General features: G+C 35.0%; 21 protein-coding genes. 12 read left to right on the top strand and 9 right to left on the bottom strand.

Features of this window, described 5'->3' with window-relative positions:
* Positions 1-42: 42 nt before the first annotated feature.
* The 5 genes from KHA90_RS20645 to KHA90_RS20665 form a co-directional block, all read right to left on the bottom strand.
* Positions 43-480, bottom strand: coding sequence for an acyl-CoA thioesterase (locus KHA90_RS20645; RefSeq protein ID WP_089479560.1), 438 nt, complete (start codon positions 478-480; stop codon positions 43-45).
* A 140-nt stretch (positions 481-620) separates the two neighbouring features.
* Positions 621-1,304, bottom strand: a complete 684-nt coding sequence (locus KHA90_RS20650; RefSeq protein WP_213305836.1) for a hypothetical protein — start codon at positions 1,302-1,304, stop codon at positions 621-623.
* Between the two features lie 30 nt (positions 1,305-1,334).
* On the bottom strand, positions 1,335-1,802 hold the full coding sequence (locus KHA90_RS20655) for a hypothetical protein (RefSeq protein ID WP_213305839.1): 468 nt from the start codon (positions 1,800-1,802) through the stop codon (positions 1,335-1,337).
* Positions 1,803-1,840: 38 nt separating this feature from the next.
* On the bottom strand, positions 1,841-2,509 hold the full coding sequence (locus tag KHA90_RS20660; protein WP_213305842.1) for a hypothetical protein: 669 nt from the start codon (positions 2,507-2,509) through the stop codon (positions 1,841-1,843).
* Between the two features lie 108 nt (positions 2,510-2,617).
* Positions 2,618-3,901: a Na+/H+ antiporter gene (locus tag KHA90_RS20665; protein WP_213305845.1), complete on the bottom strand. Its 1,284-nt coding sequence runs from the start codon at positions 3,899-3,901 to the stop codon at positions 2,618-2,620.
* A gap of 372 nt (positions 3,902-4,273) precedes the next feature.
* On the opposite strand from KHA90_RS20665, the gene dnaK reads away from it, so the two are divergent.
* From dnaK to KHA90_RS20690, 6 genes are all read left to right on the top strand, one after another.
* Positions 4,274-6,160 (top strand): molecular chaperone DnaK, encoded by a 1,887-nt coding sequence (dnaK, locus tag KHA90_RS20670; RefSeq protein WP_213305859.1) that lies wholly within the window; start codon positions 4,274-4,276, stop codon positions 6,158-6,160.
* 203 nt (positions 6,161-6,363) lie between these two features.
* Positions 6,364-6,777 (top strand): helix-turn-helix domain-containing protein, encoded by a 414-nt coding sequence (locus tag KHA90_RS20675; protein ID WP_244860486.1) that lies wholly within the window; start codon positions 6,364-6,366, stop codon positions 6,775-6,777.
* 41 nt (positions 6,778-6,818) lie between these two features.
* Positions 6,819-6,917, top strand: a complete 99-nt coding sequence (locus KHA90_RS25505) for a hypothetical protein (protein WP_317197408.1) — start codon at positions 6,819-6,821, stop codon at positions 6,915-6,917.
* Entirely contained in the window at positions 6,914-8,173 is a 1,260-nt protein-coding gene (locus tag KHA90_RS20680; protein ID WP_180908241.1) for a site-specific integrase, read from the top strand. Before KHA90_RS25505 ends, KHA90_RS20680 begins: the two co-directional genes overlap by 4 nt.
* Entirely contained in the window at positions 8,170-8,919 is a 750-nt protein-coding gene (locus tag KHA90_RS20685) for a hypothetical protein (RefSeq protein WP_213305862.1), read from the top strand. The genes KHA90_RS20680 and KHA90_RS20685 overlap by 4 nt, the downstream gene beginning before the upstream one ends.
* 107 nt (positions 8,920-9,026) lie before the next feature.
* Positions 9,027-9,368, top strand: a complete 342-nt coding sequence (locus tag KHA90_RS20690) for a helix-turn-helix domain-containing protein (RefSeq protein ID WP_213305865.1) — start codon at positions 9,027-9,029, stop codon at positions 9,366-9,368.
* A 23-nt stretch (positions 9,369-9,391) separates the two neighbouring features.
* On the opposite strand, the gene KHA90_RS20695 is transcribed toward KHA90_RS20690, so the two are convergent.
* Positions 9,392-10,903, bottom strand: a complete 1,512-nt coding sequence (locus KHA90_RS20695; protein ID WP_213305868.1) for a PAS domain-containing sensor histidine kinase — start codon at positions 10,901-10,903, stop codon at positions 9,392-9,394.
* A gap of 91 nt (positions 10,904-10,994) precedes the next feature.
* The gene (locus tag KHA90_RS20700) at positions 10,995-11,282 is read right to left on the bottom strand and encodes a TIGR03643 family protein (protein WP_213305871.1); all 288 of its coding nucleotides are present in this window, start codon (positions 11,280-11,282) and stop codon (positions 10,995-10,997) included.
* A 414-nt stretch (positions 11,283-11,696) separates the two neighbouring features.
* Between KHA90_RS20700 and KHA90_RS20705 the strand changes: the two genes are divergently transcribed.
* The 6 genes from KHA90_RS20705 (at position 11,697) to KHA90_RS20730 (ending at position 14,640) form a co-directional block, all read left to right on the top strand.
* Complete coding sequence (locus tag KHA90_RS20705) at positions 11,697-11,999, top strand: DUF302 domain-containing protein (RefSeq protein ID WP_213305874.1); 303 nt, start codon at positions 11,697-11,699, stop codon at positions 11,997-11,999.
* Between the two features lie 214 nt (positions 12,000-12,213).
* Positions 12,214-12,534, top strand: a complete 321-nt coding sequence (locus KHA90_RS20710) for an SH3-like domain-containing protein (protein ID WP_213305877.1) — start codon at positions 12,214-12,216, stop codon at positions 12,532-12,534.
* Complete coding sequence (locus KHA90_RS20715) at positions 12,527-13,165, top strand: nitrile hydratase subunit alpha (protein ID WP_213305880.1); 639 nt, start codon at positions 12,527-12,529, stop codon at positions 13,163-13,165. Before KHA90_RS20710 ends, KHA90_RS20715 begins: the two co-directional genes overlap by 8 nt.
* A gap of 10 nt (positions 13,166-13,175) precedes the next feature.
* Complete coding sequence (locus KHA90_RS20720; RefSeq protein WP_213305883.1) at positions 13,176-13,511, top strand: SH3-like domain-containing protein; 336 nt, start codon at positions 13,176-13,178, stop codon at positions 13,509-13,511.
* Positions 13,512-13,514: 3 nt separating this feature from the next.
* Positions 13,515-14,318 (top strand): HoxN/HupN/NixA family nickel/cobalt transporter, encoded by an 804-nt coding sequence (locus KHA90_RS20725; protein ID WP_213305886.1) that lies wholly within the window; start codon positions 13,515-13,517, stop codon positions 14,316-14,318.
* Positions 14,308-14,640 carry a (2Fe-2S) ferredoxin domain-containing protein gene (locus KHA90_RS20730; RefSeq protein ID WP_213305889.1) on the top strand — a complete coding sequence of 111 codons (333 nt, stop codon included), beginning with the start codon at positions 14,308-14,310 and terminating at the stop codon, positions 14,638-14,640. Before KHA90_RS20725 ends, KHA90_RS20730 begins: the two co-directional genes overlap by 11 nt.
* Positions 14,641-14,858: 218 nt before the next feature.
* Here KHA90_RS20730 and KHA90_RS20735 read toward each other — a convergent pair whose 3' ends face one another.
* Together KHA90_RS20735 and KHA90_RS20740 are read right to left on the bottom strand one after the other, a co-directional pair.
* Complete coding sequence (locus KHA90_RS20735) at positions 14,859-15,404, bottom strand: NAD(P)-binding domain-containing protein (RefSeq protein ID WP_213305892.1); 546 nt, start codon at positions 15,402-15,404, stop codon at positions 14,859-14,861.
* 334 nt (positions 15,405-15,738) lie between these two features.
* Positions 15,739-16,536, bottom strand: a complete 798-nt coding sequence (locus KHA90_RS20740; protein WP_213305895.1) for a helix-turn-helix domain-containing protein — start codon at positions 16,534-16,536, stop codon at positions 15,739-15,741.
* Between the last annotated feature and the right edge of the window lie 154 nt (positions 16,537-16,690).

Genomic DNA, 16,690 nt, shown 5'->3' on the forward strand with positions numbered 1-16,690 from the left:
TTAATGTAACGGTTTTTGTATTTGTAATCATTTTGATTTAGTTTAAAGCCCTACAAAATCATCACTTTTTGGGAAGATACTCAACGCTTCAATAGCAATTTCAGGAGTGGGAGAAGCTAATTTTCTAAGTTTTGTGTCCATCCATGCTCCGTCAACGGTGATAACGGCACAAAGTGTATCATCTTCTTTTCTAAATTCGTGAATGATGGACCAGCGTGAAGCATCGGCTTTCATTTTTGAAGTTTTAGTGTGAAGAAATATCTTATCAGAAAGTTTTAATTCTTTTCTAAAAATACATTCTTCTCTAAATAAAACAGGTCCAAAGCTTTGTGTTTGCATCACTTTTAAAGTTAAACCTAATTCTTCAAGGATTTCGATACGATGTTGCGCACCAAAATCGTAATAAGCGCTATGACGAACGTGAAAATTTGGGTCAAGATCTGACCAGCGAAATGATAATTCTTTAATAAATGAAGCCATTTTATATTTTGTATTTTAAATTCTTTAGGAGAGATAATTTTCTTCTAATGAAGTATTAATTTTAATAAAAATCGAAATTACAAATAAAAAAGGAAACTGTTTGTTAGAAAACTTGAAAGAGTTATTTAAGTCGGATTGCATTAATATCCTTTTTCAGAATAAATGTTGAATTGCTGAAATGAAATTTCTCCAAAATCCTTAACTGTTTTGAGTTTATCAACATCCGTAATTAAAGCTTCGGCATCTGGTGCAGAACTTGGATTGAGAATATAATTTATAAAATGATCTTTATATAAATACCAGTTATTTTTGGATTTATTGAATTTAAAAGTTGTGATGTGTTCCCAATGATGTCCGCCAGAAATACGATGTTCAATAGAAAAATAGCCGTTTTTGATGGCGATTGCATTAAAAGGATCTCCAAACAAACCACCGCAATCAATGCAATAAGCCGCATTTTCATTTTTGTAAGCGAGTTTAAAACTTCCGTCTTTTTGACCTAATAAAAGCAATACAGGTCTCTTGTCCGGTTTATTTTCATCCATATTTGACGTTGTTTCTTCGGTTGCTTTGCCCAAAACTAAAATACAATCACCTATTTTGTCCAGATTTAAATCACCGTTTTGCTGCGCAATTGCTTCGTAACCTTTTGGAATAAACAATAGGAGTTTTTTATTGGTTATTTTAATTGTTTCGTTGAAAGTATCGTGTTTTCGGATGGCTTTTGCCGATTTATTATTGGTAGTTTTACTGATTGATTTTTGCTGTGAAAAAGTCAAATTTAGACTAAAAAGGAAAAATAAGAATAAGACAGATTTTTTCATTTTGGTTTATTATTGGGTTAGAATATTAGTTTACAGACTTTCTAAATTATCCCATTCATATTCAATTTTGTTTAATCTCATATAATAAGGAATAAGAAGTAAAATTTCTATGCGTAATGAAAAATGACCATTTTCAGTAGTAAAAGGGAGCACAAACATTGAAATAATACAAATTACGACTCCACAAACAGCATCCATTTTGCCAATTGAAATTGCGTTGGGCTTTTCAAACCAAAGGGAATATGCGGCAAATCCTTTTAAAAGCATAACCGCAATTATAAATATTCCAGTTCCTGAGAAAGCAGTATCGCTTGAAAAACCATAAAGCGATACGTTTATATTTGGTACAAAAATGTTTGCGATAACGGCACAAATAGCACAAACGGTCAAAATCATAAATATCCAACAAAAAGTTTTAATCCACCATGGCAAAAGTTGTCTTCTGATTATGAGTTCTTTATCAAATTCATCAAAATGACTTTCTAATTCCTGATTCATATTATTTGTTGGATATTTTGATTGTTTAAAATTCTAAATTATATAATCTGAGTAAAAATCAAAATTAAAATAGTGATTTGTATCCCCAGAATAATCCAGAAAAAGTTTCTGCTTGGTTGTGAAACATTTTTTAAACCTGTTATGATTTTTTCTTTAATAATATCTGAAAAGCTTACTTTTTCATCTGAAAAATCAACATCGTCCAGACTTACTTTTTTAAAACCATAGATAATGATTTTCTTTAACCATTTGTTCTCTTTAGAATCTTTGATTTCCTGTAATACTTTTAGTTTCAGTTTTGTGCTATCAGTTCCTTTTTTTAATAAATCAGGTTGGTTTGTTTTTATTTTGCTGAGAACTTTGTCAATGATTGGATAAAGTAAAACTTCGCCTTTGTCTGAGATTAATTTATTTATGGTTTTTGATATTATGTATTTATTTCCAAGTGAAAACAATAGAAAAGGAAGTGCGAAAATACCAAGAACAACTAAACTAAATCCGATAGGTCTAAGAGCAAATAACACTAATACTACCGCGATTCCGTTTACATGACCCAATCCGGGACCAGAAGATGATTGATAAATAATGGCTGATAGACTTAGGACGGATATTAAAGCAATTAATATTTGTCCGATAATATTAATTTTAATAAAACTAAATGTTGCGGTGCTGAATAGTTTAGTAATGTATTTTAAATTGTCATTCATTGATTGTGGTATTTTTTTGATTGGTTATTATTACGGGTAAAAATATAGAAAAAACATTACAAAAAACGGAATGATTTTATTTATTCAATAATTAAAATAAATGCTTTTTTAGGGAAGTAAATTTTTTGAAGATGAAGATTCTTTTTCTTCTCTAACATTTAGTTTTTTTACAATCCAGGGCAAAGTAAGTCCCTGACCAATTAAGGTTAATAAAACGACGGCTACAGAGATAAATATAATTACGTTTCGTTCCGGAAAGGGAGTTCCGTTTTCTAATTCCTTTGGTATACCAATAGCAATTGCCAGAGAAACTATTCCGCGCATTCCGGACCAGCTAAGAATTACACTGTTATTGAAATCTAATAAAGCATGTTCACTGACTTTTCGCTTTCCTTTTATAAATGCTTTTTGAAGATTTATTTTCTGGATAAAGATTCTCACCATTCTAATAAGCAAAGCGACAATGGTTATGATAATAGCATATCCTATATAGGGTAAAATCATATGGGTATCGATATTTTTTAAGATATATCTAAAGTTGAGTCCGATTAAAATGAAGATTAAACCATTTAACAGAAAAATCAAAATGTCCCATAAACTTCTGGATTGGTTTTTTAGACTTTCGGGAAATATTTTTTTGCTGAAACGAGCAATCGCAAGTCCTAGAATAACTACGGCAATTACGCCGGAAACATGCAGTTGTTCTGCAATTAAATACGTTACAAATGGCATTAATAACATAAAACTAATAGTAACGTTTACATTTTTATGTACTCTGGTTAATATAAAGCTCAGGATTTTTGCCATAACAAAACCGACCAAAAAACCGCCGCCTAATAATAGTAGAAATTGTAAAGTTGCTTTCCAGATTACAAAAGCAGAACCCATTACGGCAGCAACTGCAAAACGATACGCAACTAATGCCGAAGCATCGTTAATTAAACTTTCGCCTTCGAGTATGGTAATGGTTTTATGTGGAATTCCAAGTCCTTTTGTGATACTTATGGCTGCAACAGCATCAGTTGCAGAAAGTATTGCGCCTAATAAAAATGCTAAAGGCCAGGTAATATTAGGGATCATATAATGAGCAACTACGCCAATCCAGAATGTAGTCAGGAAGACCAATGTTATTGCAAGTGTGCTAATTGTATTAATATTGGTTTTGAAATCTTTAGGAGATATATTGAAAGATGCGTCGTATAATAATGGCGGAAGAAATATCAGAAATATAATTTCAGGATTTATTTCTATTTCGCCCATTGTTGGAATAAAACCAATTGCAATTCCTACTATCACAAGTAAAATAGGCTGGGGAAGTTTTATTTTGTCAGCAAAAGCTGAAAGACCAATTACGATGGCAAGTATAAAAATAATGATGCTGTAATTTTCCATTTTGGCTGATATTGAATTTTTAGGAAGTGGCTAATGTAAGTATTTAATTGAAAATTTTGAAAGACATTATGCTATCAAATTAAGATAAACTTATAATGAAACCTAAAAGACTAGCCCTGATAGGAGCGGCATCCTTTTTCTGGCTTCTTTAGCCGGGAAAAGATATAGCGAATAGCAGGAAACAGCTCCTGATAATGACACGTAAAGTGCTGATATGCCACGAATGTCAGGTTTTGAAAATGTCATGTTGTCAGATAGTTTTAAATGTGCGGACAGTAAAACTGACAATTTACTTTGGTTTTTTATATTGGCACAAAGATTGACTTATGCCACGTAAGTTATAAATGTATATCAAAATTAAATATATAAAAAATGGGTAAAATAATCGGAATTGACTTAGGTACGACGAACTCTTGTGTTTCTGTAATGGAAGGTAACGAAGCAGTTGTTATTCCTAACGCAGAAGGAAAAAGAACAACGCCATCTATCATCGCTTTTGTTGAAGGTGGAGAAATTAAAGTAGGTGATCCTGCAAAAAGACAAGCGGTAACGAATCCTACAAAAACGATTGCTTCTATTAAACGTTTTATGGGACACACTTTTGCTGAGACTACAAACGAAGCAAAAAGAGTTTCTTATTCAGTTGTAAAAGGTGACAACAATACTCCGCGTGTGGATATTGACGGTCGTTTATATACTGCTCAGGAATTGTCAGCAATGACTCTTCAAAAAATGAAAAAAACTGCTGAAGACTATTTAGGTCAAACTGTAACTGAAGCGGTTATTACTGTTCCTGCTTACTTTAACGATGCTCAACGTCAAGCTACGAAAGAAGCTGGAGAAATTGCTGGTCTTAAAGTTATGCGTATCATCAATGAGCCTACTGCTGCGGCACTTGCTTACGGATTAGATAAAAAAGGAACTGATCAAAAAATTGCTGTTTACGATTTAGGTGGAGGTACTTTTGATATCTCTGTTCTTGAATTAGGAGACGGTGTATTTGAAGTATTATCTACAAACGGTGATACTCACTTAGGTGGAGATGATTTTGACCACGAAATTATTGACTGGTTAGCTAATGAATTTTTAGCTGAAGAAGGTATTGATTTACGTCTTGACCCAATGTCATTGCAACGTTTGAAAGAAGCTGCAGAGAAAGCAAAAATTGAATTGTCTTCTTCTTCAGAAACTGAAATCAACTTGCCATACGTTACAGCTACTGCTTCAGGACCAAAACACTTAGTGAAAAAATTAACAAGAGCTAAATTTGAGCAATTAACTGATTCATTAGTTAAACGTTCTATGGAGCCAGTTGCTAAAGCATTAAAAGATGCAGGTTTAACTACATCTGATATTGACGAAGTTATTCTTGTTGGAGGTTCTACTCGTATGCCAAGAATTGCTGACGAAGTTGAAAAATTCTTTGGTAAAAAAGCGTCTAAAGGAGTTAATCCTGATGAGGTTGTTGCTATTGGAGCAGCTATTCAAGGTGGAGTTTTATCTGGAGATGTAAAAGATGTATTGTTACTTGACGTTACTCCTTTATCTTTAGGTATCGAAACTATGGGTGGTGTTATGACTATATTAATTGAGTCTAATACAACTATTCCAACTAAAAAATCTCAAGTATTCTCTACTGCTTCTGATTCTCAACCATCTGTTGAGCTTCACGTATTACAAGGAGCAAGAGCAATGGCTGTTGATAACAAAACTATCGGACGTTTCCACTTAGATGGTATTCCACCAGCACCAAGAGGAGTTCCTCAAATTGAAGTTGCTTTTGATATTGATGCTAATGGTATCATCAAAGTAACTGCAACTGATAAAGGAACTGGAAAATCTCACGATATTCGTATCGAAGCTTCTTCTGGATTAACATCTGAAGAAATCGAAAAAATGAAACAAGATGCTGAAGCTAATGCTGAATCTGACAAAATCGCAAGAGAAAGAGCTGAGAAATTAAACGAAGCAGACGGTATGATCTTTCAAACTGAATCTCAGTTGAAAGAGTTAGGAAGCAAATTAGCTGACGACCATAAAGTTGCTGTTGAGTACGCTTTAACTGAATTGAGAATGGCTTACCAATCTCAAGACATTCCAGCTATTCAAACTGCTCTTGACAACATCAATGCAGCTTGGAAAACAGCTACAGAAGCTATGTATGCTCAAGGTGGTGATCAACAAGGTCAACAAGCTGCTCCACAACAAGAGCAATCTGGAGACAATGTTGAAGACGTTGAATTCGAAGAAGTCAAATAAGTACTGATTAACATCAGTTAAGAATAAGTGCTAAAGCGCTGTAAACATTATGTTTACAGCGCTTTTTCTTTTGGCGTCATTTTTAATGGTGCTGTTTTTTATTCGTTTTTTATCATATATTTGTACCATATTTGTACCTGTCACTTAAAAGGAGACAAAGTGGGACTTGTATACCCTTGTGGTACCTTAATTAGGAGACAAAGATGATGAAAAGAGCTAATAAACAATGTCTTAACTGCGGGAAGGAATTTCTGCCTAAAACCGTGACTTCTGTTTACTGCTCGCATGTATGCAGTAAAAAAGCATACAAACAGAAGATGATACGGCTTAAAAGTGAAGGGGAGCTCAAAGCTATTACGGATAAAATACCCGATAGCAGGGTATTTATTTCTGTTCCTGAAGCTGGCATGCTTTTTGGCATTCACATTAAGTCCCTTTACCGGCTTGTCGGTCAGGGAAAAATTCCTTCAGTTAATCTGGGAACCCGCCTTATAAGAATAGACCGCAGAGTTATGGTAGGGATGTTCGGCCCTGCTCGCAGCCTGCCGCAGGCTGCGCACCGAAGAAAAAACTATACAGCCTTGAAAAAGAGGACTGCTATTCAATCGGTGAAATAGCTGATAGATTTCAAATATCTGAAGGTTCTGTCTACAGCCATATCAGGAAATATTCAATTCCGACCAGACAGATTGGAAAGCATGTATATGCTCCAAAAAGTGAAATTGATAACTTGTATAACGGAAATGATTTCATATGAAACAATTAGCAAAAACCAAGGTTACTGTTCGTCTACGAAAGGCACAAGACCGAAAAGAATGGTATGTTTACATAGAAAGTTATCCTGTTGAGGTTTCTGGAAAGAAAACTCCACAGAGAATCCGTGAATATTTGAACAGAATCGTAACAACAGTGGAGTGGGACAAAAAAAGATCTTCCCGCACAGATGCAGAGGGAATAAAATCCTATAAACCCAGACGCAGCGATAACGGAATTATAATGTGCAGAAGCGAAAGCGACCGGGAAATAATGCTGTATGCTGACGGAGTGCGCAAAATCAGGCAGAAAGAATACGATAATACAGATCTGTACAGTGATGTTGAGAACCTATTGGCTGAACAGAAAGAGAAAGGAAAAGAGGATTTTATTAAATACATTGATGCAGTGGCGTCTAAAAGACACGCTCGCAGTTCAAAATCCATTCAGATCCATTGGGAGCGGACTAGAGAATTTTTAAAAAGCTATTCGACAGGCAGCCTAATTTTTTCCCAGATTGACAGCAGAATGGCTGAAGATTTTAAAATGTTTTTACTATCAGCTCCGTGCGGAGGAAGTAAAAAAGGAACCATTTCCCGCAACACTGCAGGAACCTATTTTGCCATATTTAAAGCAGCTTTGAAGCAGGCCTTCATCGATGGATATTTAATAGTTGATTTATCTTCAAAAATAAAAGGCATCCCGGAGCAGGAGTCAAGACGCGAATATCTCACAATTGGAGAATTGAATGTCTTGGCAGCAACGCCTTGTGAAAAAGACGTCCTTAAACGGGCTGCGCTTTTCTCCGCGCTTACAGGTCTGAGGCATTCCGACATTCAGAAGCTCCGATGGAAAGAGATTAGTCTGGAAAATGATATAGCGAAACTACATTTTACGCAGAAAAAGACAAAGGGAGTTGAATATATGCCTATTTCTCAGCAGGCTTTACAGCTCTGCGGAGAGCCGAGGCTTCCCGCGCAGCTTGTTTTTGAGGATCTGCCGGACCCGTCATGGATTTCACGCCCGCTGAAAAAATGGGTTGAATCGGCAGGCATTAAAAAAAATATTACTTTCCACTGCTTCCGCCATACGTTTGCAACGCTGCAGCTATCAAGCGGGACAGATATTTATACGGTCAGTAAAATGCTGGGGCATACCAACATAAAAACTACTCAGATCTATGCAAAAGTAATAGATGAAAAGAAGAACAAAGCATCAGAAGCTATACAATTGGTATCTTTAAAGAAAAAAGAGAAATGAAAATAAAGTACTTCGAATATATTACAGTTTACCTGTCTGTATTTTTAGTCTGTGTCTTTGTCGGCATAATCGGAAGACTAGTGCTGCTGGAAAAAGGTGCTGATGATTATACTGCCGGCGTTTTCTTTTGGATCAGCACTGGATTTGGAGTTTTAATGTTTGCAATTCTAAGTTTATTTCTAAACGAATTGGCCGCCCGCGTACTGAATCGTTTTTTGAAGGTTAAAAAAAATGAATCGGCTGAAAACTATATTCCAAGTGAAGACCTTGAAAAGATGGAAGAGGAGCGGCAGGATGTTTTAATTAAGCCCGAATTGCCTGAGAATAAAAATTTAGCCAGAGATATTGAACAGATAAGGGAGGAGCGGCAAAATGCAGTCAAAAATCAAAAAGAGGCCAGAATTGATGCTGCCATTAGTTATGCGCATCAGGAGTTCGCGCTTTATGCGTCGGATGATGATCTGAAACAATTAGGCAATAATATAATCATATATGCTGAAGAAATGAATTTAGAGAAGATTAAACCGGTAAAAGTAAAGGATCTGTCTAATCTCGATCTGTATCATTTTGGCTGGAATATCTGGAATTGTTTTAAAGTCAGCAGACAGGACAGAGCCGCACAATTTTTAAAACTGACTTTTGCTGACGCTTTAAAAGATGTTGAAGTGAAGAGTATTAAAACGCATCTGAAAGATGACGAACAGAAAGGACTTATAAAGATAATAGAAGATTTTACAGATTTGTAAATACCAAAAGTTATAAAGCACTGTGTTTTTCAAGTGTTTTTGTTGTGAAGAAAGACACAGCAGAAACACTTTTTTCATTTGCACCATAACTATTAAAAACAATAGAAATGGACACAAACGAAATCTCTTTTGAGAACCTGCCCAAAGCAGTAGCACACTTAGTGAAAGAAATTGCTGAGATTAAACTTATGATTCAGAATGTACAGGTATATGAATCTAAAGAAAAAAGTATTCCTATTGGTATTGAAGAAGCAAGCCGGCTGATAGGAAAAGCAAAGCCTACAATTTACGCTCTTGTAAGGCAACGAAAAATTCCGTGCTATAAATATGGTAAAAAGCTGTACTTTTTTGAAGAAGAACTTTTAGAATGGATCTCTAAAGGGAAAAAGAAAACAATACAGGAAATCGAATCAGACGTATTGAATTATAATCAAAATCGAAAAAAATAGAGGAATAACAGCCGGCAAAAATACTAAAGATAAGTAGCTGCCTGTTTGAGAGGAAGGATTACTATAAATTCAGCACCATTATCTTTCTCCCCAATAGCAGTTATAGTACCGTTATGTCTCTTTGCTATTTTTCTGCAAAGTGCAAGACCAAGGCCATTTCCTTCAAACTCGTCCTTGGAATGCAGTCTTTCAAATGCATTAAATATCTTCTCGGCATAAATAGGATCAATTCCAATGCCGTTGTCCTTGATTTTTATTTCAAGTAATTCAATCCCGTTCTCATGATTTATAACTTCAGCAGTAATTATTACGCGTGGTGGCTGATCTGCTTTCGAAAATTTAAGTGCATTATGAATCAGGTTATAAAAAAGCTGATGGATAAGTATGGTAGCTCCTTCTATCTCAGGAAGTTCACTTATAACCAATATAGCGCCTTTTTCATTTATTATGAGTTCCAGATCTGTTTTTATATTTTCTATAATCTCGTCAAGATTTATTTTTTCAACAGGCTGTGTTTTTTTATCCAAAGTTGAATAGGCAAGTATACCTTCTATGATTGTCTGCATTCTTTGGGCGGACTGATCTACTTTACTTAGGTATTTTTTTGAATTTTCATTAAAAATGATTTCAGAGTCATTTCTTAAAAAACTGTTGAAGGTTTTTATTTTTCGCACTGGTTCTTTCAGATCATGACTGACCACATTGGCAAAATGCAGAAGGTCATCATTGGACCTTTGCAATTCCACTGTGCTTTCAGCAACCTGTTTTTTTAATTCCTCCTCAAATTCTTTCTGCTCGTGGATATCCTGTATAATTCCAATAATAGTGATTGGGTTTCCATTTTCGTCTTTGATGATTTTACCGTCAATTTTTACCCAACGAATGGAACTGTCATCATTTACAATTCTTGCCTCATAAGAGATTTTTCCTGTAAGCTGTGCTTCTTCATGTGCTTTTTCCCGCAAAGCATGATCTTCGGGATGAAGTTTTGCAATAAGCTGTTCATTGGATACTTCCCCTTCAATGGACCAGATAGAATTAAAATTTCCGCAGGTTTTTATTTTTTTTGTTGCAAGATCTATTTCGTATGTACCCATACCGGAGGATTCGATTGCCAGTCTAAGCCTGTCATCTGAATTTTGCATCTCTTGTTTGGCCCGATGCAGATCTGTTACATCGGCTCCTGTATTCATTACCCCGTAAATATTTCCTTTTGTATCTGCAAGAGGTATAAAACTATAATTAAAATAATGGGATTTGATCTCACCATTGATCAACAATTCAATTTTTTGGTCCTTGGCGTGAAAAGTAATTCCGGTTTGAAGTACCGCAAGTGCCTGATCAAAAATCTGCTGGTTTTGAATTTCCGGAAGAATATCAAAATAATTTTTCCCTATTACACCTTCTCCTTTTCCCCAAGTCAGGATCATGGCGGGGTTTGCAAATTCAATTTTCAAGTCTGGACCGGTATATACTGCGATAGGTAACGGAGTATTGTCCACTATATTTTTTAAAAGGTTTAAATCGTGGTACATGGCAATTTATTTATTACGCGAAGCTAATTTATTATTTTGTGGATTTAGTTATACTAATATCCGAAAGACTTTCACAATTCCAATTCGTGAATTATCTTTTAGATATTTTATTATTAGTGATGGAACGTTGTAAATTGCATTTAAAGCGTTCAATACCCTGCACACGTGTTGCCGAATGTTTTGTTTTGCAATTCTCAACTCGTTTTCGCCATAATTTATAACTGCTGAATTTTAGTTCCTTTTTCATTAAAACCTTGACATCAGCTTCAGATAAATTAAACTGAAACTTTATGGCGTCAAAGGTTGTTCGGTCTTCCCATGCCATTTCAATAATGCGATCAAGTTCAATATTAGAGAAAATAGTTTTTTCTTTTTTCATAACCATTCGATTTTTCATACTAAAGTAATAATAATTATATTTTCTGTTTAATAATTTTAAGAATTCGTTAAACGGTTTTAAATCTTTAACAGAGATTGCAACAGAAATTGTATTTGCAAATAAATTCTGCTAGCCAATTAAACAATAATAGCAAATTCATTGATGTGATAGGGAATGGGGCGTTTAATTTTAAAAGCATTTGGGAAAAATAGTTAACAAATAAAGAAAATAAGACTAACTACAGCCTCATCTTATAAAGCAACTTTGTACTGTAGCATAAATTAATTATTTAATGGGAGATAATTATGCCAGTAATAACCAATGAACTGAATTATGATAGTCAATAACAATATTGAGATCCAATATTCTTCCCTAGGGGTAAAAGAAATAATAGACAGACTAGAGTCATTGCTTTTGGTAAAAGGAGTCACAATTTATGCGCGAATTGACCAGCAGGCAGAAGCAGCAATGGCAGGATTAGAGTTACCAGAGTTGGAATTTATTTTGTTTGGAAATCCTAAAGTAGGCGGCGCATTAATATCTTTAAATCCTTTGGTAGCACTGGATCTTCCCCTAAAAGTAGTTGCTTGGAAGGAGGATATAGGTAGAACAGCCATTGCATACAATACTCTTGATTTTATATCAAACAGATATGCTTTTGCCAGGGAAGTTTTAGGCGCGGTCGACCTTTCTGGACTCATAAAACAAATATTGTAGGCAGCTTTTGGTCTTATTAAATTACCCAAGGATGCCTGTATTAAGCTTTAAAGTGCTTTTTAATTGACATATTAGATCGTTGAAAGCAGACCAAATGTGTTGCACAAAAACAATTGTTGAGATAGAGGCAAAATTTATAATAGTAAAAGCCAGATGACTTTACAGTATCATCTCCGGATAGAAAAACATATTAAGTAATAATAAGCATTTAATTATGGTAACAGTAGAACACAATCCAGCCCTGTTTAAAGAAGGGGATGTGGTAAGAGTTGACGAGAAGTTTCCGATTGGCCATTATAGGGTGCCCATGTATTTACGAGGGAAAACCGTTACTATTGTCAAGAATTTAGGAAGGCATATTAACCCAGAGCTCGAAGCTTTTGGGAAAAATGCTGGTGATGAAACCTGGTATTACCAGGTAAGGATATTACAAAAATTGCTGTGGCCGGATTATACCGGAGAAGATTGCGATAGTTTGGAAATAGAAGTCTTTGAGCCTTGGTTAAAATCAATTAAAGAAAATGAACATGAGTAAAAATCACCACCACGATCATGCACATGATCATACGCCAATCATAATACAAGAAAAGCCTGGCTACTATGAGATCCTTGAAATTAGTGTTCGTGAATTACTGATCGAAAAGGGCTTGATTGGAGCCGACGAGGTAAGAAAACAGATAGAGCTTTTGGATTCCCGTTCACCAGCTCTGGGATCCAAGCTCGTTGTAAAAGCCTGGCTTGAGCCTGAATTTAGATCCAGACTGTTAAGCAATGGTAATGCAGCGGCAGAGGAAATGGGGATAACTATTTATGATAATACGGAGTTTACGGTATTAGAAGATACTGAAAAATTACATTATGTTATCGTATGCACACTTTGTTCTTGTTATCCAAGACCGATTTTAGGACTTCCGCCCGACTGGTATAAAAGTAAAGAATATCGTTCCCGCACAGTACGTGAGCCGCGGGCCGTTTTAGCTGAATTTGGCACCTTGATCCCTGATGATGTAGAAGTTCTGGTTCAGGATTCAACAGCAAGCCAGCGTTATATGGTACTTCCCCTCAGGCCTTCAGGTACTGAAAGTTTTTCAGAAGAAGAGCTTGAAGCTCTAGTAACAAGAGATACAATGATAGGAGTGTCAATACCTAAAATTAATCAAAACTAAAACCTAAGTTATGTCAAGTGAAAACCTAGTTAAGCATTTGCCCAATGACATCGGTGGTACCGGATGCAGCGGGGATAAAGTAAACATTTTTGAGAGAGATTTATATCCATGGGAGAAGCGTTGTCATGCTTTATTGGATGTTTTGGATTATCATAAAATTGTTAATACTGAAGAAAAAAGAAGAGGGACAGAGAATATTGGAACAGAGATGGCAGGTAAATTATCTTATTATGAAAAATGGATCGTTTCTGCTTCAAATCTTTTGCTTCAAAAGGGATTATTAACGCCGGATGCTATTGCACAAAAAACTAAAGAAGTTGCAGCCAGGTATAATGTAATACTTTAAACTATGGAATTTTCAGGAATTATGCTAATGTTTCTACTAGGGTTGCGGCATGGTTTTGATCCGGATCATATAGCAATAATCGATGCGATGAGCGTAAGGCTTTCTGATTCTCATAAAAAATTAGCGCAATGGACCGGAACTCTTTTTGCCATAGGACATGGTTCGGTAGTGACCACAATAGCAGTTATGATAAGTTTATATAGTCATGCATGGAATTTTTCAAATGATATCTGGAAAATTTTGGACTGGTTACCTGGACTTGTATTGGTTATAGTAGGGCTAATGAACTTGAGAATCTTGCTCAAAGCAAATGATTACAGACCTAGGGGCGTAAAATTTATGTTTATACCAAAACGTCTTAAAAATAGCAGCAGCCCGTTTGCCATTATCCTGATCGGTATTTTATTTGCCATGGTTTTTGATACCAATACACAGGCTGCAGCCTGGGCTTATACAGCCTCCAGCGAGCTAAATGTTTTAAGTGCATTTGCATTGGGCATATCATTTTCAGCGGGAATGATTCTTACCGATACTATGGATAGCAGAATAATGTTTCTTCTTATGAAACGTTCCGTTAATGAAAGTTCTGTATTTGATTACCGCAGAAAGATTGGATGGATAATTGTAATTCTATCATTAATTGTGGGTTCGTATAAGATTCTTTCATTACTTATCCCTGGACTTGCTCTAGGGGAAAATATGCTGACCCTGATTGGTATTGTTTTTTTTACTCTAATAGCGGCATTCTATTTTTACATCTATTTTTCAAAACAAGTACAATTAAATCAGCAGCGAAATGGCAATTAAAGATTTGACTAAAATTAATGTTCACCTTTTTATATGTAATGGGGGAAGCTGTAAACAAAAAGGTGCCGAACAAAGTACTGCTCTTATTCGCTCTGCGCTTGAGGAATTTGGTTTTTCGGAATCCGTATTTACAACCAAAACACTTTGTAACGGCAGATGCAATGATGGGCCTATACTTATAAGCCAACCCTGCGGAATCTGGTTTAAGCAAATTACCGTTGAGAATGCCAGAGAATTTGTAAAATCTTATATTGTGGAAAGGGAAGAACCTAAAGCCAATAGATTGTATGCTTATGGAGAGCAGTCAATAAACAGTATATAAAAAGTGGCTTTTTTTTTTAAGGTTAGCAATATAAGGATTTGCTTGAGCTTCTTAGTATGATAAAATGAATTTGATTTTGTTTAATGAAATTTAATCTAGTGAGTTGAAGCAACATTTAAATGAGTAATACCAAATTCTTTACTGAAGGATCTGGAAAAATTGGGGATATCTTCAAATCCTGCTTCGAGACAGATTAACTATTACGATCAATTGTAACTTTATAGATGCACTAAATTAGCTTTTTCATTCAGATCGATACCAGAAAGATTTAGTTTTTTCAAGAGAGACTTTGTTTTATTTTTTGCATGGTAATTATCACCTGAAAAGAAAATCCTTGATTTTAATTCGTGATTAGTTATTGGAACGTCCGTGATCGTCGGCATTTCACAGTAGAGATTTACAAGGTGTGCTTTTGGAAGAAGTAATGCAGTCTTTTTTGCTGCTGCTGAATTTTCGAATATCTGTGCGTAAGGAGATGATGCGTAAAAAATAGGATTATTGGGCTTCAAGATAATCTTTCCGGTCATATCTGGTAGACTTTTAATGATGTTCTCTAAGTTATCATATGGGACAGAAAATATTATGATTTCAGGAACGACCGCTTCGAGTGGTCCTACCAATTTTATATTCTTTTTTGTGGAAACAACCTCTTTGAGCTGATGATTTCCATAGGGATTATTCATATATACTTTGCAGCCTGAATTTGCTGCATCGATTGCAAAATTTAAAACATTATTTCCAGTTCCTATTATACCAATATTCATAAATTAATAAAATTATATCAGGTTAAAATTTGACGCAAAATCCTATTCAAGAATTAAAGCGGATATTCTAATGAAAACTATTTTGATAAGTTTACTTTATTGTAGTTTTAATTTTATTTAAGTGTTGTTGTGAAATTAATTATTAGGTAAGATTTTACTACAGGTATTTCCGCCTGTTTTATACGCTATTATTTTTTTGCTGACATATGATCATGATTTTTACTGACAATTTACTGAGAATATAAGCAGTTGGAAACTGAGTGTTAGTAGCCATAATCTGTATGAATACTCTAAAATTATTATCATATATGATGCTTACTTTATTACCTTTATTTTATGGATTTGAAAGTATTTTTGAAGGGGCAACCCCAAATTCCTTGCTGAAGGAACGTGAAAAATGAGAAATATCCTCAAATCCGACTTCGAGGTAAACTTCTGATGGCTTTTGGCCTTTTTTAGTTATCAGGAAGTAAGCCTGTTGAAGCCTCTTTTGCAAGAGCCATCTCCCTGGAGAAATTTTAAAAATCTTTTTAAAATCTCGTTTGAAAGTAGTTAAACTTCTGCCGCTCATATAGCCAAAGCGTTCCATTGAGACATTAAATTGAAAATTGCGGTTCATAAAAGCTTCTAGGTCTATTTTTCCAGGTTCGCTGAAATCAAATAATATATTTTTCAATTCGGGATTTGTTTTAAGCAGCAATAAAACAGCTTCCTTTGTTTTTATAAGCAGCATATGATCATTTTTCCCATCAGTAAGATCGAAGTAGGGAGAGAGTGATTGAATATAATTTAGCAAAATTGGCTGCGCGTTTATCTTTATAACGGCATCGTCTGTAGCTGGTGCATCTGCAGTGTATCCATACTCTTTGCTAAAATCCTTTAAAAAAGACTGGTCAAGACGCACTGATATAGTCTTATATTCTCCATTTGGCGGCGGAATCTTGATGTATTTAGCCAGCCGGTTTCTTCTTGCCAGACAGAACTCGCCTGTTTGTACCGAATATTCCTTATTCGCATCATTAATGGTCAGAGATCCTGAAAACTGGTAGAGAAAAATATGTTCAGGAATAAACTGCTCATTGGATAAATTTCGGGTTACATAGCAGGAATACAGTATGTTGGTGCTTATCATTTTTTAAATATTATTTTGTAATGCTAATTTCAGCAGAATTGAAACTTATAATGAGTATCAATTCTGCTTACTACTTAATTTTCTTTTATTATCTCAGCTACCGTTTATCAGACGTTGCACAGTTTGGCAAATGCCTGGTTTGGAAAAAGAAAAC

This window comes from Flavobacterium psychroterrae, assembly GCF_018380615.1.
Classification (GTDB): Bacteria; Bacteroidota; Bacteroidia; order Flavobacteriales; family Flavobacteriaceae; genus Flavobacterium; species Flavobacterium psychroterrae.